At 40.2% G+C, this 26,075-nt stretch carries 25 protein-coding genes; 15 read left to right on the forward strand and 10 right to left on the reverse strand.

Annotated features, from left to right (window positions below; translation table 11 throughout):
- Positions 1–261: 261 nt before the first annotated feature.
- Together CU635_RS05270 and CU635_RS05275 are read right to left on the reverse strand one after the other, a co-directional pair.
- Entirely contained in the window at positions 262–651 is a 390-nt protein-coding gene (locus tag CU635_RS05270; RefSeq protein WP_245917329.1) for a DUF302 domain-containing protein, read from the reverse strand.
- Positions 652–676: 25 nt separating this feature from the next.
- A complete protein-coding gene (locus CU635_RS05275) occupies positions 677–937 on the reverse strand; it encodes a metal-sensitive transcriptional regulator (RefSeq protein WP_101576138.1) in 261 nt (86 codons plus the stop codon).
- Positions 938–1,157: 220 nt separating this feature from the next.
- Here CU635_RS05275 and CU635_RS05280 point away from each other — a divergent pair, with 220 nt between their 5' ends.
- Positions 1,158–1,394 (forward strand): hypothetical protein, encoded by a 237-nt coding sequence (locus CU635_RS05280; RefSeq protein ID WP_101576139.1) that lies wholly within the window; start codon positions 1,158–1,160, stop codon positions 1,392–1,394.
- A 208-nt stretch (positions 1,395–1,602) separates the two neighbouring features.
- On the opposite strand, the gene CU635_RS05285 is transcribed toward CU635_RS05280, so the two are convergent.
- Complete coding sequence (locus CU635_RS05285; RefSeq protein WP_101576140.1) at positions 1,603–2,490, reverse strand: LysR family transcriptional regulator; 888 nt, start codon at positions 2,488–2,490, stop codon at positions 1,603–1,605.
- 121 nt (positions 2,491–2,611) lie between these two features.
- Between CU635_RS05285 and selD the strand changes: the two genes are divergently transcribed.
- The 4 genes from selD to tsoY all read left to right on the forward strand — a co-directional run bounded on the left by selD (position 2,612) and on the right by tsoY (position 6,872).
- Entirely contained in the window at positions 2,612–3,598 is a 987-nt protein-coding gene (gene selD / locus CU635_RS05290; RefSeq protein ID WP_101576141.1) for a selenide, water dikinase SelD, read from the forward strand.
- A gap of 284 nt (positions 3,599–3,882) precedes the next feature.
- Positions 3,883–5,178 (forward strand): MFS transporter, encoded by a 1,296-nt coding sequence (locus CU635_RS05295; RefSeq protein WP_101576168.1) that lies wholly within the window; start codon positions 3,883–3,885, stop codon positions 5,176–5,178.
- Between the two features lie 200 nt (positions 5,179–5,378).
- The gene (locus CU635_RS05300; protein WP_101576142.1) at positions 5,379–5,699 is read left to right on the forward strand and encodes a DsrE/DsrF/TusD sulfur relay family protein; all 321 of its coding nucleotides are present in this window, start codon (positions 5,379–5,381) and stop codon (positions 5,697–5,699) included.
- A 15-nt stretch (positions 5,700–5,714) separates the two neighbouring features.
- Positions 5,715–6,872: a selenoprotein TsoY gene (gene tsoY, locus CU635_RS05305; protein ID WP_376797735.1), complete on the forward strand. Its 1,158-nt coding sequence runs from the start codon at positions 5,715–5,717 to the stop codon at positions 6,870–6,872.
- A 91-nt stretch (positions 6,873–6,963) separates the two neighbouring features.
- Here tsoY and CU635_RS05315 read toward each other — a convergent pair whose 3' ends face one another.
- The 6 genes from CU635_RS05315 to CU635_RS05340 all read right to left on the reverse strand — a co-directional run bounded on the left by CU635_RS05315 (position 6,964) and on the right by CU635_RS05340 (position 11,222).
- Positions 6,964–7,551, reverse strand: coding sequence for a peroxiredoxin family protein (locus CU635_RS05315; protein WP_101576145.1), 588 nt, complete (start codon positions 7,549–7,551; stop codon positions 6,964–6,966).
- Entirely contained in the window at positions 7,544–8,167 is a 624-nt protein-coding gene (locus CU635_RS05320) for a hypothetical protein (RefSeq protein WP_101576146.1), read from the reverse strand. Before CU635_RS05320 ends, CU635_RS05315 begins: the two co-directional genes overlap by 8 nt.
- Positions 8,164–9,264 carry a sensor histidine kinase gene (locus CU635_RS05325; RefSeq protein WP_245917331.1) on the reverse strand — a complete coding sequence of 367 codons (1,101 nt, stop codon included), beginning with the start codon at positions 9,262–9,264 and terminating at the stop codon, positions 8,164–8,166. The genes CU635_RS05320 and CU635_RS05325 overlap by 4 nt, the downstream gene beginning before the upstream one ends.
- On the reverse strand, positions 9,251–9,946 hold the full coding sequence (locus tag CU635_RS05330) for a response regulator transcription factor (protein ID WP_373270880.1): 696 nt from the start codon (positions 9,944–9,946) through the stop codon (positions 9,251–9,253). Before CU635_RS05330 ends, CU635_RS05325 begins: the two co-directional genes overlap by 14 nt.
- 24 nt (positions 9,947–9,970) lie before the next feature.
- Positions 9,971–10,678, reverse strand: coding sequence for a cytochrome c biogenesis CcdA family protein (locus tag CU635_RS05335; protein ID WP_101576148.1), 708 nt, complete (start codon positions 10,676–10,678; stop codon positions 9,971–9,973).
- 193 nt (positions 10,679–10,871) lie between these two features.
- Positions 10,872–11,222 carry a multicopper oxidase domain-containing protein gene (locus tag CU635_RS05340; protein WP_425427507.1) on the reverse strand — a complete coding sequence of 117 codons (351 nt, stop codon included), beginning with the start codon at positions 11,220–11,222 and terminating at the stop codon, positions 10,872–10,874.
- 117 nt (positions 11,223–11,339) lie between these two features.
- Between CU635_RS05340 and CU635_RS05345 the strand changes: the two genes are divergently transcribed.
- From CU635_RS05345 to CU635_RS05380, 8 genes are all read left to right on the forward strand, one after another.
- On the forward strand, positions 11,340–12,347 hold the full coding sequence (locus CU635_RS05345; RefSeq protein ID WP_101576149.1) for an ABC transporter substrate-binding protein: 1,008 nt from the start codon (positions 11,340–11,342) through the stop codon (positions 12,345–12,347).
- Entirely contained in the window at positions 12,344–14,443 is a 2,100-nt protein-coding gene (locus tag CU635_RS05350; protein ID WP_101576150.1) for a PAS domain-containing sensor histidine kinase, read from the forward strand. The genes CU635_RS05345 and CU635_RS05350 overlap by 4 nt, the downstream gene beginning before the upstream one ends.
- Positions 14,431–15,762 (forward strand): sigma-54-dependent transcriptional regulator, encoded by a 1,332-nt coding sequence (locus CU635_RS05355; protein ID WP_101576151.1) that lies wholly within the window; start codon positions 14,431–14,433, stop codon positions 15,760–15,762. Before CU635_RS05350 ends, CU635_RS05355 begins: the two co-directional genes overlap by 13 nt.
- A 237-nt stretch (positions 15,763–15,999) precedes the next feature.
- Positions 16,000–16,212, forward strand: a complete 213-nt coding sequence (locus CU635_RS05360) for a twin-arginine translocase TatA/TatE family subunit (protein WP_101576152.1) — start codon at positions 16,000–16,002, stop codon at positions 16,210–16,212.
- Positions 16,213–16,228: 16 nt separating this feature from the next.
- On the forward strand, positions 16,229–17,122 hold the full coding sequence (locus tag CU635_RS05365) for a 4Fe-4S dicluster domain-containing protein (protein WP_101576153.1): 894 nt from the start codon (positions 16,229–16,231) through the stop codon (positions 17,120–17,122).
- A gap of 13 nt (positions 17,123–17,135) precedes the next feature.
- Positions 17,136–18,413 (forward strand): NrfD/PsrC family molybdoenzyme membrane anchor subunit, encoded by a 1,278-nt coding sequence (gene nrfD, locus CU635_RS05370; protein WP_101576154.1) that lies wholly within the window; start codon positions 17,136–17,138, stop codon positions 18,411–18,413.
- Positions 18,403–21,501: a molybdopterin-dependent oxidoreductase gene (locus tag CU635_RS05375; RefSeq protein ID WP_101576155.1), complete on the forward strand. Its 3,099-nt coding sequence runs from the start codon at positions 18,403–18,405 to the stop codon at positions 21,499–21,501. Before nrfD ends, CU635_RS05375 begins: the two co-directional genes overlap by 11 nt.
- Before the next feature lie 18 nt (positions 21,502–21,519).
- Positions 21,520–22,137, forward strand: a complete 618-nt coding sequence (locus CU635_RS05380) for a hypothetical protein (RefSeq protein ID WP_101576156.1) — start codon at positions 21,520–21,522, stop codon at positions 22,135–22,137.
- Positions 22,138–22,305: 168 nt separating this feature from the next.
- On the opposite strand, the gene CU635_RS05385 is transcribed toward CU635_RS05380, so the two are convergent.
- Positions 22,306–23,565 carry a hypothetical protein gene (locus CU635_RS05385; protein WP_245917333.1) on the reverse strand — a complete coding sequence of 420 codons (1,260 nt, stop codon included), beginning with the start codon at positions 23,563–23,565 and terminating at the stop codon, positions 22,306–22,308.
- 932 nt (positions 23,566–24,497) lie between these two features.
- Between CU635_RS05385 and CU635_RS05390 the strand changes: the two genes are divergently transcribed.
- Both CU635_RS05390 and CU635_RS05395 read left to right on the forward strand, forming a co-directional pair.
- Positions 24,498–25,727: a murein hydrolase activator EnvC family protein gene (locus tag CU635_RS05390; RefSeq protein ID WP_101576157.1), complete on the forward strand. Its 1,230-nt coding sequence runs from the start codon at positions 24,498–24,500 to the stop codon at positions 25,725–25,727.
- A gap of 89 nt (positions 25,728–25,816) precedes the next feature.
- Positions 25,817–26,047, forward strand: coding sequence for a DUF2933 domain-containing protein (locus tag CU635_RS05395; RefSeq protein ID WP_101576171.1), 231 nt, complete (start codon positions 25,817–25,819; stop codon positions 26,045–26,047).
- Positions 26,048–26,075: the final 28 nt, after the last annotated feature.

The following is a 26,075-nucleotide window of genomic DNA, read 5'->3' on the forward strand; positions in this document are numbered from 1 at the left end:
CGGATTTAAGCGACCAGGAACTGGAGGAATTTTATAAAGGCATGCATGGCACAGGTGGAGCTGCCAACAGTAAGAATTTTCAAGGAATGATGGGGAATCTTTAAGGCATCACTGAGAAAAAATAGGCCGGTTTTCCGGCCTATTTTTATTAAAAATCTTTTATAGGCATTCAAATCCAATAATAAAAAGCTGCTGAGACAACAGCAGCTTTTTTTGAAATCTTCAACATTAGGTGTTTAGTTTCCCCGTGGAATATTTCCTCTACTTGCTTTCCTCCAGTACATGGATTAGCGTGTTTTCAATATCCTTGGCGATCTCCTTAAGTTCATCATTATTCAACATGCTTACGAGAGACGTCGGTTTTGGCAATCCTATTTTCGTTTTCCCCTGGCTTTCGTATACCGTAATTTTGCACGGCAGGAAATAGCCAACAAGCTCATCTATGTTCAGAACCCGCCCTGCTTCATGGGGATTACAAACTTCAAGAACCCGGTATGGTTTTGTATAACTGTCAACACCTTTTTCTTGAAGCTTCTCCGGAATATCCAGTTGCCAGAGGATTCCGAATTTATTCTCCTTTAAGTTTTGTTCAAGTGAAGCAATCGTTTCCTCAATTGTCTTATTCGTTGTAACTGTATAATGGAAATCCAATTTTAACATCTCCTTTTTTTATCAATCATCGGCTTTTTACTAAAAGATTGACAGCTTCCTTCACTATTACTGAGGAGTCGTTACCTGCATCACCTCCTTGCTGCATACATTCCAGTAGATTAAGGGCAACAATATAAGCCAGAGCTTTATCCGCTGCACTTCTTATCGCGGACAATTGGTTGACAACATCCCTACAATCCTTTTCTGCTTCCATCAGCCCAAGGACTCCCCTAGCTTGTCCCTCAATCTTTCTTAACCGATTTTTGATATCATTCGCATAATGCACACTTTTTCCTCCTTGCCAAAACTTAGGGGAGTATCTAAAAATAGTAGTTCTCCTTACTTGAATACTATAAGGGGTATATATGGAGAATTTGTGGAGAAATTCAACCCCCAATAAAAAGTCGAATCTTCATAATTTCGCCGGGTTATCTCCATACTTTCTTTACTTTTTCAGGATAAGTTTGTAATTAGAAAGAGCAAAAATAGGAGAAAGGATGAGGTAAATGTTTTTAAAGGTATCTGAAAATGGAGATTCTATTTTAATTAAGCTTCCGGAAGCTCTATTTCTGGAAGGAAAGTGTACAAATTGGAAAAATGGAAAGGGACTGTTTTTGTGGATGGCTGATGATGGTGAGCCTTACATTTTTAACTTTGAAGAGGGAGGCCATTTCAGATGTTACGAGTTCAACAAGGGAAATAGGGGGCAGACCGGAAAAATAACGGAGGATTTAATTGCCTAGAATCTTCTTTAATTATAGGCTTTGTTAAAGAACAAATGTTGATAATTAGACGTTAGCGGGGCGATTTTGCCTGTAGAGAGCCTTTTTTGCGATAGCAAAACCCGTCTCTCGGAAGGCAAATCGAACCCGCATGTCTATCAACAATATTGTATAACATAGCCTAATTATAAAAAACAGCAAGCTAATCCGCTGCTGTTTTTTATATTGGCTACAGTTTATAAATATTTTTTTTGAGAAAGGAGCTGAATATAAGAAGGATAGGAGAAGTGAATTTTCCTTTTGGGAATATTAACGAAAAATTTCTCTTGCAGCGATCTTTTAACTGAAAAGGTTCTAATAATTTTAAATCCACTTCATATTTTGTCACATGTTTAGACAAGAAACCAATCCCATAGCCCTTGATTATTGCTTGCTTTATTGCTTCATTCGTATCAAATTCAATTATTCGATTAGGACTGAAATTATGTTCTTTAAAAAAACTGTCGGTGTTTTCTCTTGTATTTGAACCTTGGCGCCTAAGTAAAAATGTTTCATTAGAAAGTTGTTTAAGATATTTTATGTCGTTACTATTATTTTCGTATCCGGAGCCCCCTATTAAGATAATCTCGTCATTTAAAAGAGCTTTATAATTAAACTCCGGATAACTCATTGTTTTTGCTACTATGGCGACATCCAAGTCTCCTTTTTTTAGTTTCTCAATTATCGAGTCAGTCTTGTCTATCATTAGGTTTATAATGATATTGGGGTATTTCTGTTGGAATTCAACTACTAAAGAAGGAAGAAGATAATTCCCTATAGTTGTTCCCGAGCCTAGATTGATTTCCCCTGCTTCCAGGTTATTCAAGGAGTGCATTGCTTTTTCGGTCTCTTCAGCTAATAAGAGGATTTGCTCAGCATATTGAAGCAGTCTTCTCCCGGCATCTGTTAATTCAACCTTCCTGCCTGCCCGATTGAAGAGCGGGAGTTTATAGTGGCTTTCTAACACTTCAATTTGCCTTGAAACAGCTGGCTGGCTTAAAGAAATTTTTTCTGCTGCTTTAGAAAAGTTAAGGTAAATTGCTACATAATAAAAAGTTTTTAATTGATGGAATTCCACTTATTACACCTCGATTTTTTTACATGGTATGATGGACGTATTAAACAAAAAGGAGAAAGATATGTATAACTCTCATATCGCTTTGACCTCATATTCTTCAGGTTCTGGCTGAGCATGCAAAATTCGGTCTTCGGACCTTACGCAAGTTTTGCGTAACATTCCCAGTTCAAAAGATAAAAATATTATCGCCAGGATAGGAGAAGACGTATTTGCGTTTGAACATACTAATGGAACGATTGTTCAATCGGTAGATATCATTACACCTGTCGTTGATGATCCTTATCAATTTGGTGCCATTGCAGTTGCTAATGCACTTAGCGATATATATGCAAAAGGCGGAATCCCCAAATATGGTTTAAATATAATCGAGTTCCCCATATCTTCGCTGCCTTTAAGCTATCTTGAAGAGATGATAAAGGGGGGAAGAGACAAAGCATTAGAAGCAGGGGTTTCAATTGTTGGCGGACATACGATCGACGATTCACCGAAATATGGATTCGCCGTTACAGGATTCATACCGGAAGGTGCAAATTTTATTAGTAAATCAGGAGCTATGCCAGGAGACCTTGTTTTCTTGACGAAACCACTGGGAATCGGAATTTATACAACTGCCATAGACCAAAAATTGGCCAGTGTTGAGCAAATGGAAGAAGTGGTTAGCTTAATGATGAAGTTAAACCATGATGCCTCCAAAGCATTTCGCAAGGTTCAAATAAATGCCTGTACGGATGTAACTGGATTTGGCTTGGTGGGGCATCTTACGGATGTTGCCGAAAAAAGCAACATTTCAATCGAACTTTACAACGATCAAATTGCCTTCTTGCCAGAAGTCTTTCAGTTAATAGAAAATGGTGCAGTGCCTGAGGGAATCTTAAAAAACCATTATTCTTTCCATAAAAATGTAAAGCACTTAACCTCATTGTCACGGGAAGAAGAGTATTTATTGTATGACCCACAAACATCTGGCGGCTTACTCATTTTCGTTTCTCCTGCGGAATCGGAAAATTTATTGCAGGAATTCGAAAAAAATAATGTAACAGCATTCCATATTGGAAAAGTAGTTGAAGCAAGAGATGCCAGGATAGAGACCAAGAATACAATAAAATGAATGGAAAACTAAGCATCGAAATTGATGCTTAGTTTTTTTGATCCTCTAATCATGCAAAAATGTAATAGTAAAGATAATTATAATGCATTTCCTTTATAAAATGAATGTTCATATAATTAAAGTGAGAACAAGATTTTACAATTACAATTTGAGGGGAAATCAAGCATGAAATTCGGAATAATTCTGGAGACAAAAGAGTCTAAGAAAAGAGGAATGCTTTTTTTCTTAAGCAGGAGGGCACAGTGAATAAAGAAATTATACAATATGGGAGGGCGGCCTGAGTGATGCCGCATAAACATGATGATTTAGAAGCTTTAGAAAGTCAATCGGCTTGGTTACAAAGTTACATTGATTCCCCAAAAAAGCAACAAAGATTATATCGACGGACGCTGATGATTGTTGTCATTTCACAAATTTTCGGCGGTGCAGGACTTGCAGCAGGCATAACCGTCGGAGCACTTCTTGCACAAAATATGCTAGGTACAGATAGTTTCACAGGGGTTCCGGCTGCGTTGTTCACTTTGGGTTCTGCTGGAGCAGCTCTGCTTGTAGGGCGGCTCTCCCAACGTTTTGGACGCCGTTCAGGACTCGCGGCAGGATTCTTGGCTGGCAGTATTGGCGCGGTCGGAGTAGTGATCTCAGCATTAACTAATAATATTCTGCTCCTTTTTGCTTCACTGCTAATCTATGGTGCCGGAACTGCTACAAATTTACAGGCACGCTATGCAGGTACAGACCTGGCAAATTCCACACAACGGGCAACAGCGATCAGTGTCGCGATGGTATCAACCACATTCGGTGCTGTTGCGGGGCCAAACCTGGTTGATGTAATGGGCCGGTTTGCTACGTCAATCGGAGTCCCTGCTCTGGCCGGTCCGTTCATTCTAGCAGCCGTAGCCTTCCTTCTTGCCGGCTTGGTGCTTCTAGCTTTACTTCGCCCAGACCCTCTGGTCGTTGCCTCAGCAATAGCAAAGGTACAGAAAACGGACGAGAGTAATTTCTTAGACACGCAATCTCTTACACTAGCAATAAACAAAAGAGGGATCGTTGTTGGAGCCACGGTAATGGTCTTAACCCAGATTGTCATGGTTGCAATTATGACTATGACGCCAGTACATATGGGGAATCACGGACATGGTTTGAGTGAAACGGGACTGGTAATTGGTTTCCATATCGGCGCAATGTTCCTTCCATCCCTTGTGACTGGTATCCTCGTTGACAAGGTTGGACGCACTGCAATGGCAATCGCTTCTGGGGCCACCCTGCTTGTTGCTGGTATTCTCGCTGCAGTTGCACCTGCCGATTCCACGCTGGTTCTCATTATTGCTCTTGCTCTGCTTGGGCTTGGTTGGAACTTTGGCTTCATTAGCGGAACGGCGCTCATCGTGGATGCAACTAACCCGTCCACTCGTGCAAAGACACAAGGATCTGTTGATGTCTTGATCGCTTTGGCTGGGGCATCTGGGGGAGCGCTTTCCGGGATGGTTGTAGCTCAATCAAGTTACGCAACACTCTCACTTGCCGGGGGCATCCTTTCATTACTGCTTATTCCAGTCGTTATCTGGTCTAGTAACAAATAAGGGCTGGCTGTTACTTTGAAAACGAAGAATAAATTAAAATAGTCTTTAAGAGTTAAGTATCATCATGGTTCTTGGCTCTTTTTTTATGGTGAAAAATAGCTATGCGAAAAAGTAATAAAAGTATGATTATAATGCATTTCCTTTATAAGTTGTACGATCCTATAATGGAATTAAGAAATCAATTCTAGGAGGAAAGTGACATGAAATATGGGATCATCATCGAGACGAAAGAGCCCGAAAAAAGCTGGAACGCATTTCGGTTTGCAAACGCATCACTGCTCCATGGCCATGAAGTGAAGGTTTTTTTAATGGGAGAAGGCGTTGAGTGTGAAGGAATCGACCATGAAAAATATAACACCGCAAGGGAATTAAACAATTTTATCGAGAATGACGGTGTGATTTTAGCATGTGGCACTTGCATACAATCCCGCAAGCTTGAAGAACAGACGGTTTGTCCAATCTCAACGATGAAGGATTGCATCGAAATGGTTGAATGGGCAGACAAGGTTATAACATTCTAAAGGGAGGTAGGAAAAATGAAATTAAAGTTCGTTCCGATCAAGTTCCAGGCTGCACTTGCCGCTGGAAGTGTTGCTTTGATGGCCTTCAACTATCTTCAATTTGCCATCCCCCATGGTGAAGGCTTAATTAAAATCTCAGACATTGTCTGGTCTCAATTGAGCTTATTACATTCATCGCTCTACGCGTTGCTTGTGTTTATCATGCTGGCGTCTTCTATCGCCAATTTAATTCTAACGGCTGTATTTCTGATGGGATTGACACAATGGTTGGGAACAAAAAATCAATTCACTGCCTTAATGGATAACCCACTTACAAATATCACAATCTTTGTTCCAATTGCATCATTATCGATGACAGCTAATGTCGTGTGGGGACCATTGGCATTTTATATTCCTGGACTCTCAATACAGACTATGATGCTGCCGTCGTTGATTTACTTTGGGGTTCTGTGGACTTCACTGTTCTTTCTTGAATTCAAAGTTGCTAAAAGCTGGTTCACCAAGCCTGTTGATATTAGCAAATTAAACTTTGTATGGCTGCTTGATGTTTTCGCTTTTGGTTTAGTAAGTTTGACTGGAACAGGCATCGCTTCCATGGCGGAAAACAGTACCATTGTATCCCTTGCATCGGTTTCTTCATTGTTTGTTTTGAGCATTGGGGTCTTCCTGTTTATAGCAAAGTTATCCTTTTTGATTTACATGCAAATAAAAAATGCCCAGTTACCTGATAAACCTATCCTACCAGCTTTTTTCCTAGTGATTCCTATTACTTGTTTGTTAGGATTAAGTTTTTACCGTATAATGACACATTTACAAAATGTCTTTTCTTTTGATATTAGTGTTATTTCATTCTACTTCATTACTGTTTCTTATGTAATCACCATCGGGTGGGGAATATTCACCGTATACTTACTGGTTGATTATTTAAGAAAGGACTTCTATAAGAGTCAGTTTTCACCAACACAGTGGGGAATGGTTTGAGCGTTGGTTGGCTCCCAAGTTTTGGGGGTTTATGTTCAAGGGGTTTATTACCCTGGGACAGTGCTATCGGTCGTGAACTATGCTAGCACAGTTCTTGCAGCAATCCTGTATGTATTGATTTTTGTAAAATTCCATAAAGCAAACAAAGCAGAGATTTCACCTCTGATTGCAAACCAGAAAGTATCAGGTTGATAAGTAATACCAAATATTTTATTTTAAAAAAGGCACCTTAGAAAAAGGGAGTAATCCGCTTCTGAGGTGCCGAATGTGGGTTTCACGTCTTCTATTTTAAATTTGCAGTCAGCTGCTTCATCTTTTCTTCATCCATGGGACCTACGATTTTTTTTGCAATTTTGCCGTTTTTATCGATGATATAACTTGTTGGAATCGAAAACGCTTGATAAGTCATACCGACTGTTCCGTCTTCGTCGAGAAGAATCGGAAATGTCAGGCCATATTCCTTTACAAAGGCGTTAATTGCATCCATTCCTTTATCCACATTGGTTAAGTTAACGGCAAGTATGGTAATGCCTTTATCTTTATTTTTCTCGTAAAAGCTTTGCATATGCGGCATTTCAGCTTTACAAGGGGGACACCAGGTTGCCCAGAAATTTAAAATCACTTTTTGTCCCCGATAGTCGGAAAGTTTCGCCTTTTCGCCAGCAAGTGTTGTTAATTCAAAATCTGGAGCTTCTGACCCTTCTTCAAGTTCTGAAAGCTTTGCACCTGGTATATCCTCTTGTGAAGCTGAGTTTACTGTTTCAGTGGGCTTCTCTTTTTCTCCTTCTGTGAATGAGGGTTTCCAAACATTCACTACTACAATTGCAGCTGCCAAGATGAGGATGGCGATTGACAATAAATTTTTATTCATGATATGATGCCTCCTTTTCTATATTTTGAATCACTGTTAATAAAAGTCCAATCAATAGGATTGGCAGATTCTCAGCAGCTATTAACCCATCAAATAAACTGAGCAACAAGGCCTCCAGCAGGATCAATAAGATAAAAACTTTCGTTGACATTACTCGATTAGATTTGCTGTTTTTAAGATATAAGATATAAAAAACGATGAGTATAAAAAACTGAAAAGCGACTGCTGCAACATTTTTCTCCACGATGTAAAGTGTCATTTCGTACAGCAGGAAGAACATCAAGTAGATAGGGACGTATTCATTGCGAATCATTCCTGGCGTCTTCCTTGAAAGGAAAAGCGTATATACTGCCAGGCTGATAGCCGCGAGGATTTGCCCTTTCATCCCACCATTAAAAAAGATGAGTGATAACGGAGTATCGACGAAAAGCTTAAAATTGAATAACGCGTAACTTAATTTGAAAACAGCAATGTAAATAAATAAGCTGTTCCAGTACCAATCACCAATGCTCTTTTTATTCAAAAGCTTATAGACTAATGCGCTTATAACAATAGCTACAATGGCTGCAATCAAATCAGCCGGCAACGTAAATCTCCCAACTGTTATATAACTCACTGCTTTTCTCCTTTACTGAGAGAGGATACATAAGAATTGTTTGGAGTAGGAATATTTATCCAAAAAATATGGTTGTTTCCATCGGTGGAGAGCCCAATCTCCCCTTTGTGGGCCTCGATAATACTTCTGGCAATTGCCAGGCCAAGCCCGGCACCTTCTGCTTTCGTACTTCTTGACTCTTCCAATCGATAGAAGCGTTCAAAAATGAGTTCTTTTTTAGCGAAATCAATAAACAGGCCTGTATGGGTGAAAGTGATTCTGTATTGCCCCGCATCGGAGAAACCGCTTATGGAAAGCTTTTTTCCTAAATCATAATCGATAATGTTTTGGATTAAATTAGAAAATACTTGTTTAAGACCATCCTTATGGCCAATAATGAAAGCTGCTTCAATCCGGATATTCACTTTTTCGAACTGTTCATTTAATTTAAGTTGGAAGGCGGTAATGGACTCATTAAGGATTTCATCTATACTAGTGTAGTCAAAAGGCTTTTCCAAAAAATAAATTTCTTTTCCCCATGAATTTAATTCGGTAAGTAGCTCAACAATTCTCGTAATCCGACGTGACTCTTCCAGCAATGATCCGAATAATTCCCGATTTCCATTAATGATCCCGCCATGCAATGCTTCTAAATACCCGTTAATATTCGTCAGTGGGGTTCTGAGCTCATGGGCGATATCCTTCAACATTTCTTCACGACGTAACTGTATAGAAGATAGAGTATCCGCCATTGCATTGAAATTCTTTCCGAGTTCCCCTAATTCGCCAGATGTTTGAATTTTTATCTCTGGAGGAATTTTTCCTTCTTTTATTTCTTTTGCAGCCATTGACATCGTTTTTATTGGTTTTACAATTCTTTTGACAGAAAAATAGTGAAACAGGCCTGCCACTAAAAATGCGAGAATGCTTACCTTAATTAAAAAGGCATTTAATGTCTCAACAAGGTCAGGGCCGGATACGTTTTCATAATTAACTAAATAGCAGGCATAATCTTTTACGGAAATACCGGCAACGAGAATGACCATAAAAACAACGAGACTGTTGACAGCGATGAGCCTAGATAAAAGCTGACTGGTAATTTGCTTAATTCGCCGCAAATTTATACCCCATCCCTCTGACTGTCTGAATGTAATCTACTGGCGTTTGTTGTTTGATTTTTTCCCTCAGGTTCTTAATATGGACATCGATTGTCCTTTCAGTTACATTCTTTTCACTTTTTTCATAGATAAAGTCAAGAATTTGTGGCCGCGACAAAATTTGACCGGGATGCTGCATAAACATGTGGAGCAGCTTAAATTCAAAATGGGTCAAATCAAGCTGTTCGCCGTTTACCAATGCTTCACCTTTGACCGGCTTAATGGTTAATCCGTTAAAACTGATTTTTCCGCAGCGGCTCGCTGTTCTGCGCAATACCGCTTCGATCCTGCCCATCAATTCCCCAGGACTGAATGGTTTTACAACATAATCATCGGCCCCGAGTTTGAAGCCCTCAATCCGACTTTTTTCAGAAGCTTTTGCTGTCAGCATAATAATAGGCATTACACTTTTTAAGTCGCTTCTTATCCATCGGCATATTTCCTCGCCGCTTATGCCAGGCAGCATAAGGTCAAGAATGAGTATGCATGGGTCGTACTTTTCAATTTTATCCTTCGCTTCAAGCCCGTTTTTGGCTTCAAGAACCTCATAGCCCTCATTTATTAAATATATTTTGACTAGGTTACGAATTTTAGGGTCATCCTCAACAATTAACACTGATTTCCCAATTAAATCATTACTCATCAAACCTTCGCATCCTTTTTTCTTCTAGAATAAACTATAAACGGAAAGCCAGGCACTAATTTTTTGCATTTGGCCTGATAAGACTAAGAGCCCCAAGCTCACCATAATTAATCCGTTTATAAATGCAAGCTTTGGTAAATATTTATTAATCCACTTCATTGCTTTTATTGAATACGAAATGACGGTTGAAATAATCAGGAAAGGGACTGCCATGCCTAATGAATAGGCAGTTAACAAGTAGATTCCTTGGTATAAAGTATCAGTTGAACTTGCGAGCAGAAGAATCGATGACAAAGCAAGACTTACACATGGTGACCATCCACTGGCAAAGGCCATACCTAAAGTAATTGAATTGAAAATTCCCTTTTCTCCCCTCTTTGAGTAAATTTTCTTTTCCATCATGAGAAATTTTATATTTAATAAACCAGCCATTTGCAAACCAAAGATAATAATTAAAAAACCGGCAACTTGCATAATGACGGTCCGGTAGTTCAAAAATAATTTGCCGAGGAAGCTTGCCGATGCCCCCATAATGATAAAGATCAAACTGAAGCCTACTATGAATCCAAATGAACGTATATATAGTTTTCTCTTATCTACTTCGATTTTCGAATTTTCAAGCTTTCCTCCGGTTAAGTGTGTGATGTATGCCGGCAGAAGCGGGAAAACACATGGAGAAAAAAATGATAAAACACCTGCTGCAAAGGCAAAAAACAAGCCAATATCGTTCAACGGTTATCACTCCTTTCTTATATTATCTGTGTTCTTTGTTAAGGTTTTATTAAGAACGGGGGATAAAATATAATCCACTGTTGATCATATCTACTTAATAGCAAGTAAATGGCTTCAGATAATCAATAAACACGAAAAGCATGAAGAAGTGAACCTCCATGCCTTTCGGTATTCCATCCTGCGAATTCGCCAATTACTTGACCTGGAATTGCCCCATCATACCCGCATCCTCGTGTTCGAGAATATGGCAATGATACATAAACACACCAGCTTGGTCGAACGTGGCAATAGCCCGAACCTTTTCCCCTGGATTAACGAGAATGGTGTCTTTCCAGCCAGTCTCGTTAGCAGGCGGCGGCTTTCCGTCACGGTCCAATTGAACAGCGTCGCCTTTTTTGAAATCAGAGAAATCAACAATGATTTCCGCTCTTTCTGCCGGGCTGAGGACAACTTTTGTCATTTCCACCGGTTTTTCAAGCAGCCCGCCATCACTGGCGATTTGGTAAAATTTTTGGTTGTTGCTGAACTGTAATTTAATTTTCAAAAAAGTCCATACCTACTGTTTAAATTTCAAAAAATGATCTTTTTTTCTAAGTAAGTAGTGGTGTTTTTTTCGATATAGTTAAAGTAGTTAAAGTAAAAAAGACGGGAGCCATTTTCTATGAAACTCAAATGGTATTTATTTTTCTTAACTATATTGACGGTATCGATTGTTTTATATAACTATGTTGAAAAAAAAGCAGACTCGCCTATCAAAATTGGAGTATTGATGATAGGAGACAGTCGCCTTGAAAAATTTTCAGGATTGAAAAAAGGGATGACGGACCTGGGATATGATGATAAAGATATAAAATTTCTGTTTAAAAATGCGTATGATCGGAAAGAAAACTTAATCAATGATATCGACAGTCTTTTAAAGAAGAATCCCGATGTAATTGTCACACTTGGCGGTATTGAAACATTGGACCTACAAGCACGGCTGGAAAACAGTAAACAAAATATACCCGTCGTTTTTGCTGGAGTGGCAGCCCCAAAGGAAATAGGACTAATTAAAGACTACAAATCCCCCGGAGGGCAATTCACTGGAATTAATAATTACCATACGAGCATTTCAGGAAAGAGGATGGAAATATTTCATGACCTGGTGCCATCTATTCAGAGATTCCATGTTTTATATGATGAAGAAATTGAAACTAGTCGCTTAAGCCTCGAAAAGACAAGGGAAGCTGCCGGAGAACTTTCGATAACGATTATTCCAGGCAATGTTGGGGAGCCTGATTTTTTTCAAAAAATAGAAACTAACTTAAGAAAAGGTGATGCTATCATAATTCTCCCCGGGTTTCGGATTGAATCATTAACAAATGAAATTGTCCAGTTATCTAAGAAATATGGGCTTCCCGTAATGGGATTATATGAACAAGAGGTTGAAGAGGGATATCTTGCCAGTTACGGGGCAAGTTTTTATGATCAGGGTTATCAATCTGCCCGCTATGTCAGCTTAATTATCCAGGGCAACTCTCCGCGAGATATTCCCGTTGAGTTACCAGATAGTATTCGCTTTCTTGTAAATAGACAGGTTCAGGAAGAGCTGGGGATCAATCTTAATAAAAACCTCTTGTATATAGCCGACTTGATTGATGGGGATGGCAAAGAGGAGAATAGCGAATGAACAGGGCAATTTTAAAGTGGCTGGACTCTCAGTCGATTCGTAATAAGGTTCTTGTTTTCGGCATTTTGATGTCAACGATTCCTTTGCTGTTGATCAGTTACTATTATTACTCTTATGTAAAGGGAGACTTGGAAGAGAGAATTCTGGATAAACAAAAGCTGATGCTTGAAAACCTGTCAAATGAAATTGAGCTGGAATTCAACAAGACATTTCAACGTATCCAGGTATTCTCGACATTAACACATTTGGAGAAAGAAAATAATGCTTTTTATGAGCTTTTGCAGCAGAGCGGTTCAGTAGAAGAAGTGGTGATAACTGACGAAGAAGGGATGGTAGAAAAACGGGTATCCCGAACCAGGCTAAACCTTCCAGGCAAAAATGAAAATTGGTTTACTGATGAAATGTGGTCATCTTTTCTGACAAAAGACAAAATCTATGGTGAAGTAGAGTTTAATCAATTTGGCCAACCGGTCATGAAGCTTGCTGTTTCCTTTAATGAAAATGGCCGAAGAAAAGGTGTCGGGGTGATTGTGCAGCTGCAAAAAATTATTGGACAAATTTCATCATTGCGACAGGATGATTCTTCTTATCTTTATTTAGTGGACCAGAGTGGTAGAGTGATTGCCCATCAGGATTACAGTAAACTGTGGCGAGATCGGGAAGTGGCTGGTTCCGAGGATGTGCTTGGAGTAAAAACCAAAATTGACGAACTCCAATGGACTTTGGTCATGGAACAGCCACATTCAACAGCTTACCAGCCCATTAATGAAATGATGCGAAACACGATTATGGCAGTTGCGATTGTAACGCTAATCGTCAGTCTTATCAGTATATACTCAGGATTAAATTTTACAAAACCGATCGTTATTTTAGAAAAAGCCATGAAAAACTTAAAGTTCGGCTACCAAATAGAACCTGTCCAGATGGCGAGAAACGATGAAATAGGTAAGCTTGCAAAGTCTTTCAACGAAATGGGCCAGGTACTGCAGGAAAAATCGGTACGACTGGCCCAGGAAAAAGAGCGGCTTGATGTGGTTGTTGACGGAATAGGTGCGGGGCTAGCTCTTGTGACAAAAGAATATCAAGTTACCTGGATGAATCCGATCCTTCAGGGCTGGTTAAACGAAGCTCAGCTTAGCCTGCCTTGCTATAGTTTAATTGGCGGTGTGAATGCTCCATGCGAAAATTGCCCTGTTACACGTCCGGAATCGGGTGTCAATATCGATAAATTGATGAATCAAAAAACGGCGAACGGTGAAGAAAAAATTTTCAGGCACCGCGTTTTTCCACTAAACCATGCTATTGAAGAAGAAGGAGAGTTTCTTTTGGTGATCGAGGACATTACAGAACAAAAACAGATGGAAGAAAAAATCATTCAAACAGATAAACTTTCTGCGCTCGGCCTGATGGCTTCTGGCTTTGCACACGAAGTAAATAATCCTCTTGCGACTATACATGCATACGCAGAGGATTTACTTGACCGAATTCACACAAATGATGAACAGTTGGATCAAGAAGAAATAAATTCTTATTTAAATAAAATCAAAGAGAACACGGAGAGATGCAAGAAAATAACTGGGAATATGCTGAATTTTTCTCGGGAATCCAAGTGGTCTTTATCATATGTGGATATAAACGAGACGGTTCAAAACAGCGTTAGTTTGGTTGAATATTCTTTAAAAAAACATCAAATCCAGCTTGATGTAAATGTTGAAAAGGATCTCCCTGAATTATTCGGTGACAGCTTAAAGCTGATGCAGGTGCTGGTAAACCTTATTAACAACGCTGTGGATGCGATGGAAGAAGGGGGTACCATAACATTATTGGCTAAAAAAGAAGGGAATTCCATTCTCCTTAAGGTAGCGGATACTGGGACCGGGATTTCAAGAGAAGTTTTGCCGAAAATTTTCGATCCTTTTTATACAACAAAATCGGTAGGTAAAGGAACGGGACTGGGTTTATCCGTATGCTATGGAATCATCCAACAATTCGGAGGAACCATCCAGATACAAAGTGAACATGGAGCAGGAACAACGGTAGACATTCTTTTACCGTCGGGATTAACAACAGGGGAGAGAGACAAATGGCTGCAGTAAAGCTCTTAGTCGTGGATGATGAAAAGGATTTGCTTGAACTTCTTGTAAAACGTCTGAAGCGGAAAGGATATGATGTAGACAGTGCAGAAAATGCGGAAATGGCTTTGCCGTTATTAAAAGAACGATATTATGATGTAGCCGTATACGATATTCGGCTGCCAATTGTAGACGGGATTACATTATTAAAAGAAACAAAGAAAATACAGCCCGAGATGGAAGTGTTAATGTTGACAGGGCACGGAACGATAGAGACAGCGATTGAAGCAATGAAATTTGGAGCGTTTGATTATTTAACAAAGCCTTATAACCTTTCAGAACTGGAATTAACAATAGCCAAGGCGATGGAGAATAAAATTTTAAAAGAAAAAAATGAAAGCTTCAAGAAGATTATTAAACAACAAAATCAGTTTCATATTATCGGGCAAAGCCCTAAATTTAAGGATGTCCTGGAGCTGACGAAACGGGTTTCAGACAGTGATGTTCCAGTCGTAATTGAAGGAGAGAGCGGAACAGGAAAAGAACTTTTCGCAAAAGCACTGCACTACTGGAGCAGCCGTGCTGATGAACCTTTTGTAGCTGTTAATTCCGGAGCACTTCCTGAACAGCTGCTTGAAAGTGAGCTATTCGGCTATATTAAAGGCGCTTTTACCGGAGCAAACCAGGACAAAAAAGGCTTGGTCGAAGCTGCAAATGGGGGAACACTATTTTTAGATGAATTGGGTGAGATGCCTTTAAGCCTTCAAGTCAAATTGCTCAGATTTCTCGAATCAGGAGAGTTCAGGCGTGTAGGAGATGTAAGAGAGCGCCGCGTGAAGGTCCGGGTTGTTGCAGCAACAAATCGGGACATGAACAAAGAAGTGGCGGACGGTCATTTCAGGGAAGACCTTTATTACCGTTTGAATGTGGTAAAGATCACTGTTCCTCCGCTACGGGAACGAAAAGAAGATATTCCGCTATTAATCAATTACTTTAGTTCACAGGCAAAGCAGCATGAAAAAATATTTTCGGAAGATGCCATGAAGAAATTACAATCCTACAGCTTTCCGGGCAATGTACGGGAGCTGCACCATCTGGTAGAAAGAGGGCTGCTACTGTCAAGAGGAAATATAATAGAAGAGGAAGATCTGCTTCTCTCTCATCAAAGAAAAAATGTATCTGATGAAGAAAATTTGCTTTGTACGCTGGACGAGTTGGAAAAAGTGCATATAGAGAAAGTGTTAAAGGAAGTACATTGGAACAAAACAAAAGCTGCCGAAGTACTTGGTATCAGTGTTAGAAACTTATACCGAAAAATTGAGCTTTACAGCCTTATACAATAATATGACAAAATGGCATGTAACATAAAGGACAATCTGACAAAATGACATGATCTAATAGCGATAATCGGTTTTTTTAATCCGGTTATCGCTTTTTTTGGTTTTTTAAACCAGGCCAAATGTTATCGCCTGGATTTAAACCAGAACTTTTTAAACAAATTCCGTATAAAATTTCATGTTGGCACGCTTCTTGCATCTTAAGTAATGAGTAAAAAATTTTTTCTAAGGGAGTGAAGTACCGTGTTATCTAATATCGGAATACCCGGTCTTATTTTAATTCTTGTTCTGGCACTTATTATTTTCGGACCGAAAAAACTGCCGGAAATTGGCCGGGCATTTGGCCAGACACTGAAGGAATTTAAAAAATCTGCCAGGGAGCTTACGAGCGATATTACGGAGGAAGTCGAAGAAATTAAAGAAATGAATCAAATGAATCAAACGTTAAACAAGTAAAAAAGAGGTGATAATGATGAATCTTTTTTCAAAATGGGAGATGAAGCCTGAAGATTACGGTCAAATGGTTGAAAAGGTGCTGCCTGACGGAAAAAAAGAATTAAACCAATCTCCATATGATACAGCGCTGGGCCTGAACATGGCTCAAGACGCAAGAAAAGTAATAGGAGGAAAAATGAAAATTGAAGATTTTCATAAAGTTTATTCAGCATCTTTAACGAAAGAGTTTGGAAACTACTATGCTTCCGGCGCAGAAGCAGAAACGAAAAAGGGATCCGGGCCTAAATGGGTGATGGTGATTGACCTTAAAAAATGTGTCGGCTGTGATACATGTACGGTGTCCTGTAAAGCAGAAAATCGGACCCCGCCGGGAATTTCATATAATGTGGTCATGGAAAAGCTTGAAGGGGATTTCCCGAACATTCAAGCGATTAACCTGCCCCGTCCCTGTATGCAATGCGATAAACCTGCCTGTGCACAGGTCTGCCCGACAAGAGCAACTTATAAAATGGAGAACGGAATTGTTGCTATCGACAATGACCGTTGCATCGGCTGCCGCTATTGTATTGTAGCCTGTCCATACGGAGCTCGCTCCTTTGACTTCGGGGAAAGCTATGAACAGGAAATGGCCGGCTATAACGATGTTTCAAGCCCTGAATACGGAATGGAACGCGGTGAGCGCAAGAAAGGAAAAACACCAATCGGAACGGTCCGCAAATGCAGCTTCTGCTTCCACCGTTTGCAGCGCGGCGAAGAGCCGGCATGCGTTGAAACCTGTATCGGGGATGCACGTTACTTTGGTGATATTAATGATCCAAACAGTATTGTTTCAAAGCTTGCAGCAAGTCCGCGCGCTTTCCGGCTAAAAGAAGAACTGGGAACGCAGCCCAGCGTTATTTATTTAAGATAGGGGTGATTTAATTATGGCAAATCTTGCAGTTAAAACAAATACGCAAGCAAGAACATCTTCAGCATTTAAAATATGGGTGTCATGTTTATTTGTCGCTTTTGCAGCGGGCGGATATTTCATTGTCGATCGTTTTATAACAGGCCTTTCCGCTACGAATCTATCAAGCATTACTCCGTGGGGAGCATGGATTGCCTTTTATATTTTCTTTGTCGGTTTAAGTGCAGGATCTTTTTTGTTATCGACACTCATCTATGTTTTTAACATGGAAGAATACGAACGGATTGGGAAAGCAGCCCTGTTTACAGCGATCGTCTGCATGATCGTTGCCTTAACGTTTGTATTGATGGATCTTGGCCGCCCTGATCGGATGCTTAATGCCATTATCTACTGGAATGTAACATCACCGCTCGCCTGGGAAGTCCACTTTTATCTCGTTTATATTGCCCTGCTGAGTGTCGAGCTTTATATTGCGATGAGAGAAGATCTAGTCAGATTGACTAAAACAAGTTCCATAAAAGGAAAAGTAGCCAGATGGCTTACCTTTAAAAACGCAACAATTGATGAGCTGACTAAAAAGCGGGACCATATGTGGATGAAAATTTTAGGAACAGTCGGAATTCCAATTGCTATTTTCGGTGTCCACGGCGGAACGGGAACGATCTTTGCTCTTGTCAAAGCCCGTCCGGGATGGAACACTGCCTTGTTCCCGATTATCTTTGTTGTTTCCGCAATGGTATCCGGTACAGCGTTATTACTCGCCATGTATGTTATTAAGAAAAAAATAAATAAACAGTCCATTGATAAAAATATGGTTCAATCATTAGCCAAATTGATGGTGGCATTTCTGATCATCGATCTTGGCCTTCAATTTTATGAATATTTAACAAGTTGGTACAGTCTTGAAAAAGAGCATATTGATACATTAGCCACGATGATGACAGGGAGCCTGTCTTGGTCGTTCAGGGGAGTACAAATGTTCCTCGGTGCCATAATTCCGATTGCGATTGTATTCTGGAAAAAAACAAGAGATTCGGTTAACGCACTATTGCTCGCAGCCATATTAATCGTTATCGGTATCATCGGCGTTCGATTCAATATCGTTGTGCCTCCGCTCATTGTGCCTGTATTTCATGAACTCCCTTGGGGCAACTATTTCCCGACGATTAACGAGTGGATGGTCAGTGTTGGAGTGGTCGCTATGGGGTTATTAATCTACTCTTTCGGCGAAAAGTTCCTGCCGATTGAAGAAACGGCATCGAATTCAAAAGAGGTGATCAACAATGGAAGATAAAAGAATGAAGCGGCGTGGATTTCTAAAAGCCCTTGGAACACTCGGAGCAATTGCATTTGTCGGCCCTGCTTTCGTCGGTCCGGTGAAGCAGGTCATGAATGGTGTCTGGATTGATGAAGCACACGGAGCAGGTACAGACTATCAGGATTATACAGCCGAAAATATCATTTTTACTTCGTGCCAGCAGTGCAACTCAACCTGCACCATTAAGGCATATGTCGTAGCAGGCAGTACAGCAGGCCCTTACTCTTCAATCATCCGCAAGATTGCCGGCAATCAATATAGCCCGATTAATATGGTCCCATACGGCCACATAAACTACGATACGCCTGTTGCCCAGGCGGTAAAAGGAACAGGGGATATTGCAAAATCAGGACGGGGCTTCAGAGGGGCTCGGACTTGTTTGAAAGGTCAGGCAGGTATTCAAACCGCCTACGATGTCTATCGTGTTCAAAAGCCGCTGAAACGTGTAGGTGAACGGGGAAGCGGAGTCTGGAAATCAATCAGTTGGGAAGAAGCTTATAAAGAGATCCTTGAAGGCAGTAAAGATCTTGGAACGCCCGGTTTGAAAAGCCTATGGGCATTTGTTCCTGAAGAAGCCGTGATGGCTGACTGGGAAAAACTAAAGTCTGGAGCCATGGATAAGACAACTTTTAATCAGAAGTATAAAGATGTCTTAATTGATACAAACCATCCGGACTTCGGTCCTAAATCAAATCAAATTGCGATCATGTCTGGGCACAGAAGGGAATTCATCGCCCGGCTTGCCGGACTGAGCCTTGGGACAGCGAACTACTATGACCACGGCGGAACTTGCGGGATCACCAGTGTTATCGGAAATGTCCGTTCCCATGATGCAGAAAAAACAAAAAAACGAATGATTCCTGATTATGAGAACGCAGAATTTGTGCTTGTCTGGGGAACAAATCCAATGGTGGCAAACCGAGGGCCAACTACCTTTGCTCCGCAAATGACAAATGCGATTGACCGGGGCATGAAAATGGTCGTGATTGACCCGCGCTTCAGCAAAACGGCTGAGAAAGCCCATATGTGGATTCCGGTTAAGCCAGGCGGAGATGGAGCACTGGCGCTTGCGATGTGCAGATGGATCATCGAAAACAACCGCTTTGATGAAATTTATTTAAGAAACCCGAACCAAAAGGCCGCAGCCGAAGATGGAGAGGCAACTTGGAGTGATGCTTCCTACTTAGTCAATTCTGGAGATAAAAAACGGCCGTTCCTGCGCGCCAAAGACCTTGGCCTCGGTGCAGAAGAATTTGTGGTTATGGAAAACGGCAAGCCGCTTCCGCACTCAAAAGCAGTAAACGGAGATTTAGAGGTTGATACAGTCATAAATGGGATTAAGGTCAAATCTGTCTTCAAAATTTTTAAAGACAAAGTAATGGAAAAAACAATGGAAGAATATTCACAGATTTGTGATGTTCCAGTTGAGCAAATTGCCCAGGTTGCCAGGGAATTCACCTCTCACGGGAAAAAGGTCGGCATTCATGCATACCGCGGACCTGCCATGCATGCAAACGGCTACTACAGCGTGCGTGCCATTAACATGCTGAACCATTTGGTCGGCAATCATGACTGGAAGGGCGGAGATACCTCACTTAGTGCCAAGTTCAAAGGAACAGAAGGCCGGTATGATCTTGTGAAAGTACCTAATCCAAATAAAGCATGGGGCATCCCGATATCAAGGCAGAAAACACCTTATGAAAAAACATCTTTATTTGTAAAAAACGGCTATCCAGCAAAACGACCATGGTACCCGTTAGGGAATAACCTTATCCAGGAGGTGCTGCCAAGCTCAGCGGAGGGCTATCCGTATAAAATCAAAGCTTTGATCATTAACAGAACATCTATCATCATGTCAGGACCGCGTTCAGAAATGCAGAAGAAGTTCTTGAAAGATCCAAAAGTAGTGGAACTGGTGGTTTCATCAGATACGGTTATCGGAGAATCCACGAAATATGCGGATTTCGTTCTTCCGGATTTATCCTATTTGGAAAGCTGGAATACAGAAGATATATTCCCAATCTTAAAATATAAATTTGCGGGAGTTATTCAGCCGGTAACCCGGATTGTCCCTGATGCGCGCCCGACAGAACAAGTGTATATAGACCTGTTAAAAGCAATGGGGCTTCCGGGTGTTGGCGATCAGGCACTTGCAGACGGGTCGCCGATTCACAGTCCGGAAGACTATTATTTAAAAAGGATTGCCAATATAGCATTCGACGGCCAAAAACCGGTCCAGGATGCCAATTCAGAAGAAATCAGCGTCTTTGAAAAGGCAAGGAAAAATGCTTTGGGTAAATATTTTGATATCAATAAATTGAGAAATGCCGTAAAACCGGAAGAATGGAGAAAAGTTGTTTATGTATTAAACCGAGGCGGAAGGTTTGAACCCCAGGGAGATGAGTATAAAGGAAATCATCTTAAATATCAGTGGAACAATCTTGTGCATTTCTATGATGAAAAAGCAGCCGGTTTTAAGAGCGCATATACGGGGGAATTCTTTGAAGGAGTTCCGATTGCAGATGAAATCAGACAATACAATGACGAAGTTTACAAACCGACGAAGCCTTTGCAATTTATTAACTGGAAATCAAGAAATATGGCTACCCACAGAACAGAAAACAATGTATGGCTCCGTGAAATACGTTCAGAAAACTTTCTGTGGATGAATCCTGATGATGCCTCAAAACGCGGCTTGAAAACCGATGATGAAGTGTTCATCACTTCAACCAGTGCAAAGATAAAAGGCAGGGTGTTAGTTACTCCGGGAATTAAGCCGGGGGTTGTCGGTACGAATTTCAGCTTTGGGCATTTTGCTTACGGTTCAGAGGACGTTAAGATTGACGGAAAGGTTGAGAAAGGCACAAAAAAATACGGTCATGTACCGTTTGAATTCAACAAACCGCTTCATGAGGAATCAGGATTTGCAAAGCCGCGCGGGCAGGGCTTTTCGGTCAATGCCCTGTCTGACAAAGACGACAGTTACTTTGAGGGATACTTAGTAGACCCGTTGGCTGGCGGCCCGGCTCAGCAAGACGTTTTTGTGGATGTGGAAAAAGCATAGCGAGAGAAGGTGAATAAAGTGATCAGAAATTTGGAAGAGTTGCACGGTAAACTGGCGCTAGCAAATATTTTGACATCTGTATGGCTCGGTGACTGGGACCGTTATGAAGAAATATTTAATGATATGCCGAATGAAATTCGTATTCACTTTCCTTTTCATAAATATTATGACCGGGAGGAGGTCATGCTCTGGCATGAAAATCATTTCAGTATTCCCGGAGACTACTTTGTTTCCCCGTATTTTTCTTCTTATGGCAAAAGAGAAGGGGAAGAAGAAGATGATAGAAAACAAGATCTGTTATGCCTGATCGGCCTGTTTGAAAAGACAGGATTTTATTATCCATTGGAAAAAGAACGGTATCCCGACCACTTGGGATGTTTGACTGCGTTTCTGAGTTCGGTTTTGCTTGAACAGATAAAATCGGCGGAAAGGAACGATCATCAATATCTAGGGAGGCTTATCAATTTCGAGATGCAAATAGCAAAGGATTATATAGCTCCAGTTCTTCCAGCACTTCTTGATAAGGCAAATGAGAAAATTTCTAATCTATTCTTGAAAGAGTTTTTAAATTTTTACTTTCAAGCTATTAGAAACGATTGGATTGAGGCAGGAGCAATGAAGATTATTTCTCCTTGATGGAAAAGAATATTGAAACCCTTAGAAAGGTATTAAAATAAACACCCTTCTGCAGAAATAGTTTGTTTTATAGAAAAAATTCAAAGCCTCACTAAGGAACTCAAAATATGGATCCTAAGTGAGGCTTTGGCGCGGAAAGGTTCACATCTTTTTTTGCCGGGAATCCTCCTATACAGCAGTATCAACATTCATGGCAATCTTGTCTAAAACGCTGGCGTTCGTGCCGAATTTGCACATTGCCTCGCAATCACAGCGAAGATCAGAAAAAAGAATATAGGAAATATTGCACATCTGGGAATGTTGAAAGGAAGGTCTTAAAAGTTGTGCTTTTATTTCTTTTTCTCTCTGATCTGGAGCGACCAGGTAAAAATTGCAGTTGTGTCCCCCCATCGTAAGGGCAAGATCATAGAGCCTTAGAATTCCGGAAAAGATGGAAGTGCTTTTTTCAACTTCGAAGGCACAAACAATTTGGTCGTTGCTGTCGAGCCACAACACATCTATTAAAGAGATTGTTTCTTTTACCTGGGACGGTATATCCTGCAGTTTCAGATGCGGTGCCGACAGTTCACCAAGTTTTTGATTGTTCCATTCCCGCTTATGATCATTTCTTGCAATCCAGACACGATAACCAAGAGAACCTCCCAATTTGGCTAAATGGTACTGCATCTCGGAATGTCCATTGTTTTCAAGTACTTCGTTCATAACTTCTGAATGGCGCTTCTTATTCGTTTTTTCGAGTTTTTCTATATTTTTCAGGACGAAATTGTGATTTTCACTAATCACCAATCTTCCTATTCCAATTTCAAAAAGCAAGCCGCCAACCGCACCAAGATCCTTTGACAGCAAGGAACTATATGTTTTGTTAAAGTTTTGGATCACTTCTTTCATTTTAAGGTACTCCGTCCATGATCCGAGCTTGGCTTTTTCATTAAAAAGCAGGTTAAATCCTTTGACTATTGCAGTATTGAATGGAGGGAAAACGGTAGGATGAAGAAAGTACAGGATATTTGCGACAGCAGGTCCGAGTCCTTTAATATTTTCTCCGTTTAATTTATAGACTTCTTCGAGAAGCTGTTTTTCATTCGTGCCATACAGACAGCTTTTAAGGAATCTTCCAAAAGTTTTTTTATTTATTTCATTTTCGTATATATCCGGGATTCGCAGCTTCGGTTTCCAATAGAAAGCATGTGCAGCTCCTTCAAATACCTGCTTTTGTTCTGCGATCGCAGTTACAACGGTTTCTAAAGAAGACCCTTTAAAATCAGACCCGAATTGATCATTCTCAATATCCTCAACAACTGCCTTTATCCCGTTTCGAATCGTCCGGAAAGCTTTCAATCTTTCATCATTATTAATGAACCAAGTTTGGTAGACAGATTCAACATCAGCCCGGTATTCCCGGATCATTCGTTCATAATAGCTTGCCACTTCGCGTCCCCCCTGAATAGCTAAGAAATAAATGATCTCTATTTTATATTTAATATTTGCAGTTTATGTGCAGATAGGGATTAATTGGAATGATAAAAAGCGCCCGTAACCGGACGCTTTTTTAGATGAGTTATATAAACAAGGGGGGACAAGTTATATAACCTTGACAATATATTAAAGTATTTCTTTGCAGAAATTATGAATCTGCTCCAGGGCAGTTTTATTTTCAGCTAATCATTAAGAACGCGATTCATGAATTCTCCATATCTTTTCAATTCAATCTGCATATTTTTTTGCGATTCTATTTGTATTAATGAAGAACGGAGGGAGCCCATGGGCTATAAGAGAGTATTCATGTTAGCCGGATCAGCAGCAATCATTCTTTTTATAGGATGGTTTTATTTTAAGCTGTTGTTACCGTAGATCCGAGACAGGCGGAAAGTACGTGGGCTGATAAGGTTCAGGCAACGACAGCGATTAATTAAAAAATATTGATAATATTCCTTTAAGTATTTTTACGTGGGGAAAAAATGATCTGACAAATTAAGAAGGAATTATCGTAAAAAAATTTGGGCTTTGATTGATTGGGTTCTTCATTATAACAGGAATTATTCACCGGGCTGATGTTCGAGAATCAGCTCTTTTTTATGTGCCAAAAAAGCCGATGTTATCACTTTGTATTTATTTTGTTACAAAAATGAAATGAAAAACGCTAAAATTCTCCATATTTCAACACTAATCTTATAATGGGAAAAGAAAAGGAGGCAGTTGTACTGGAAGCTGGAAAACAGCATAGGAAGCTATCGTTTGTGAAATGGTGATCAAACAACCAGACTGCCGGACGACTATAGAGTCCTCTATCAGCAAAGAAAGCTATCAGAAAAGTCCTATTTTAAGAGTACATACAATATTAACGTAAAGGAGAATCAGGTTTGCGAAATTCTATGAAAATCGTGTCAGTGGCCGCCATATTGGGAATAGGAAGTTTATGGGCAGAAACAATTCCTATAAAAGCTGTGGAATTGACTCAAGAATCTACCGAAGCTGAACAGACGGACGTTGAAGATAATATTAATAAGGCAAATAGCAAAATTAGTAAACTTCAGGAAGAGCAGGCGAAAGCCAGCCAGGAAGTCGAGAAGCTGAACAATGCGATCAGCGGCACCCTTCAACAAATAAATGAAAAAAATCAACAAACAGAAGAGGCAAAAAGTAAAATTGAAACGCTTCAAAAAGAAATCAGTGAAATCACAGGCCGGATCGAAAAACGAAATGGTCTCTTAAAAGACCGTGCCCGCTCTTTCCAGGAGAATGGGGGAGAAGTTAGTTATATAGATGTTATTTTTGATGCAAAAAGCTTTACTGATTTCGTCGACCGGGCTGGAGCAGTAGCTGTTATTATGGAAGCTGACCGTGACCTTCTTGAGAAACATGAGACAGATAAAAATTCATTGGAAAAAACTCAATCAGAATTGGAAGCACAATTGCTTTCTTTAGAAGCGATGCTGGCTGAATTGGAAAAATTGAAAGAAGATTTAAACTTAAAAAAAGAAGAGCAGAATCGCATAATTGGTCAATTACAAGAAAGTGAAAAAGCTGTTAAAGCCGAAGTCCTTTCATTAGAAAAAGAAAGAATCATACTTGTTAATAAAAAGACAGAAATAGAGAATAAAAAATTAACAGAACAAAAGAATCAATCAATTGCAGATGCCCAAAATAATCAGAATGGCCAAGGTTCTGCCGGGACTGTATCAGAAAGTCCCAAAGTTGCACAAGCGAATGGGAACGGGTCATTTATTTGGCCAACGATCGGCGGAGTAATCACAACCTATCAGGGAATGCGCTGGGGCAGTTTCCATAAAGGAATCGATATTGCCAGACCGGCGGACTATTCCATTTTGGCGGCAGACAGTGGCAAGGTCACTTTTGCGGGCTGGAAAAATGGTTATGGGAACACGATTGTTATTGAACATAACAACGGATATAAAACTCAATATTCACACATGGATTCTTTAAATGTAAATGCTGGAGAAGCAGTCAGCCAGGGAAGTAAGATTGGTATCATGGGTTCTACCGGGTTCTCAACAGGAATCCATCTCGATTTTGAAGTCTATTATAATGGCAAACTACTGAATCCGATGGATGTTCTGCCAGGAAGGTAGCAGAGAATTTACGAAAAGATCGATCAAGAGCCAGGTGAATGTTAAAGTCTATACAAATTTTCTCGATAAAAAATCCATTATTATTTTATATGATAAAGAAAAGAGGAGTGATAAAAATGGAATGGCTGTCATATCTGGTGTTATTACTTTGTCCGCTTATGATGATCTTTTGTATGAAGGGGCACGGAGGGGGACACAAACATCATGATTCACACAGTTCGAAGGATTTCAATAATAAAGTGGACAATCTGGAGACCGAAAATGCAAAGCTGCGTAAAGAAATCGATGCTCTTTCATCAATTGTGAGAAAAGAATCTTAGCAGATGAAAGCCGTTGCTTAAATGAGCA

Source organism: Bacillus canaveralius, assembly GCF_002860125.1.
GTDB classification, from domain to species: domain Bacteria; phylum Bacillota; class Bacilli; order Bacillales; family Cytobacillaceae; genus Bacillus_BJ; species Bacillus_BJ canaveralius.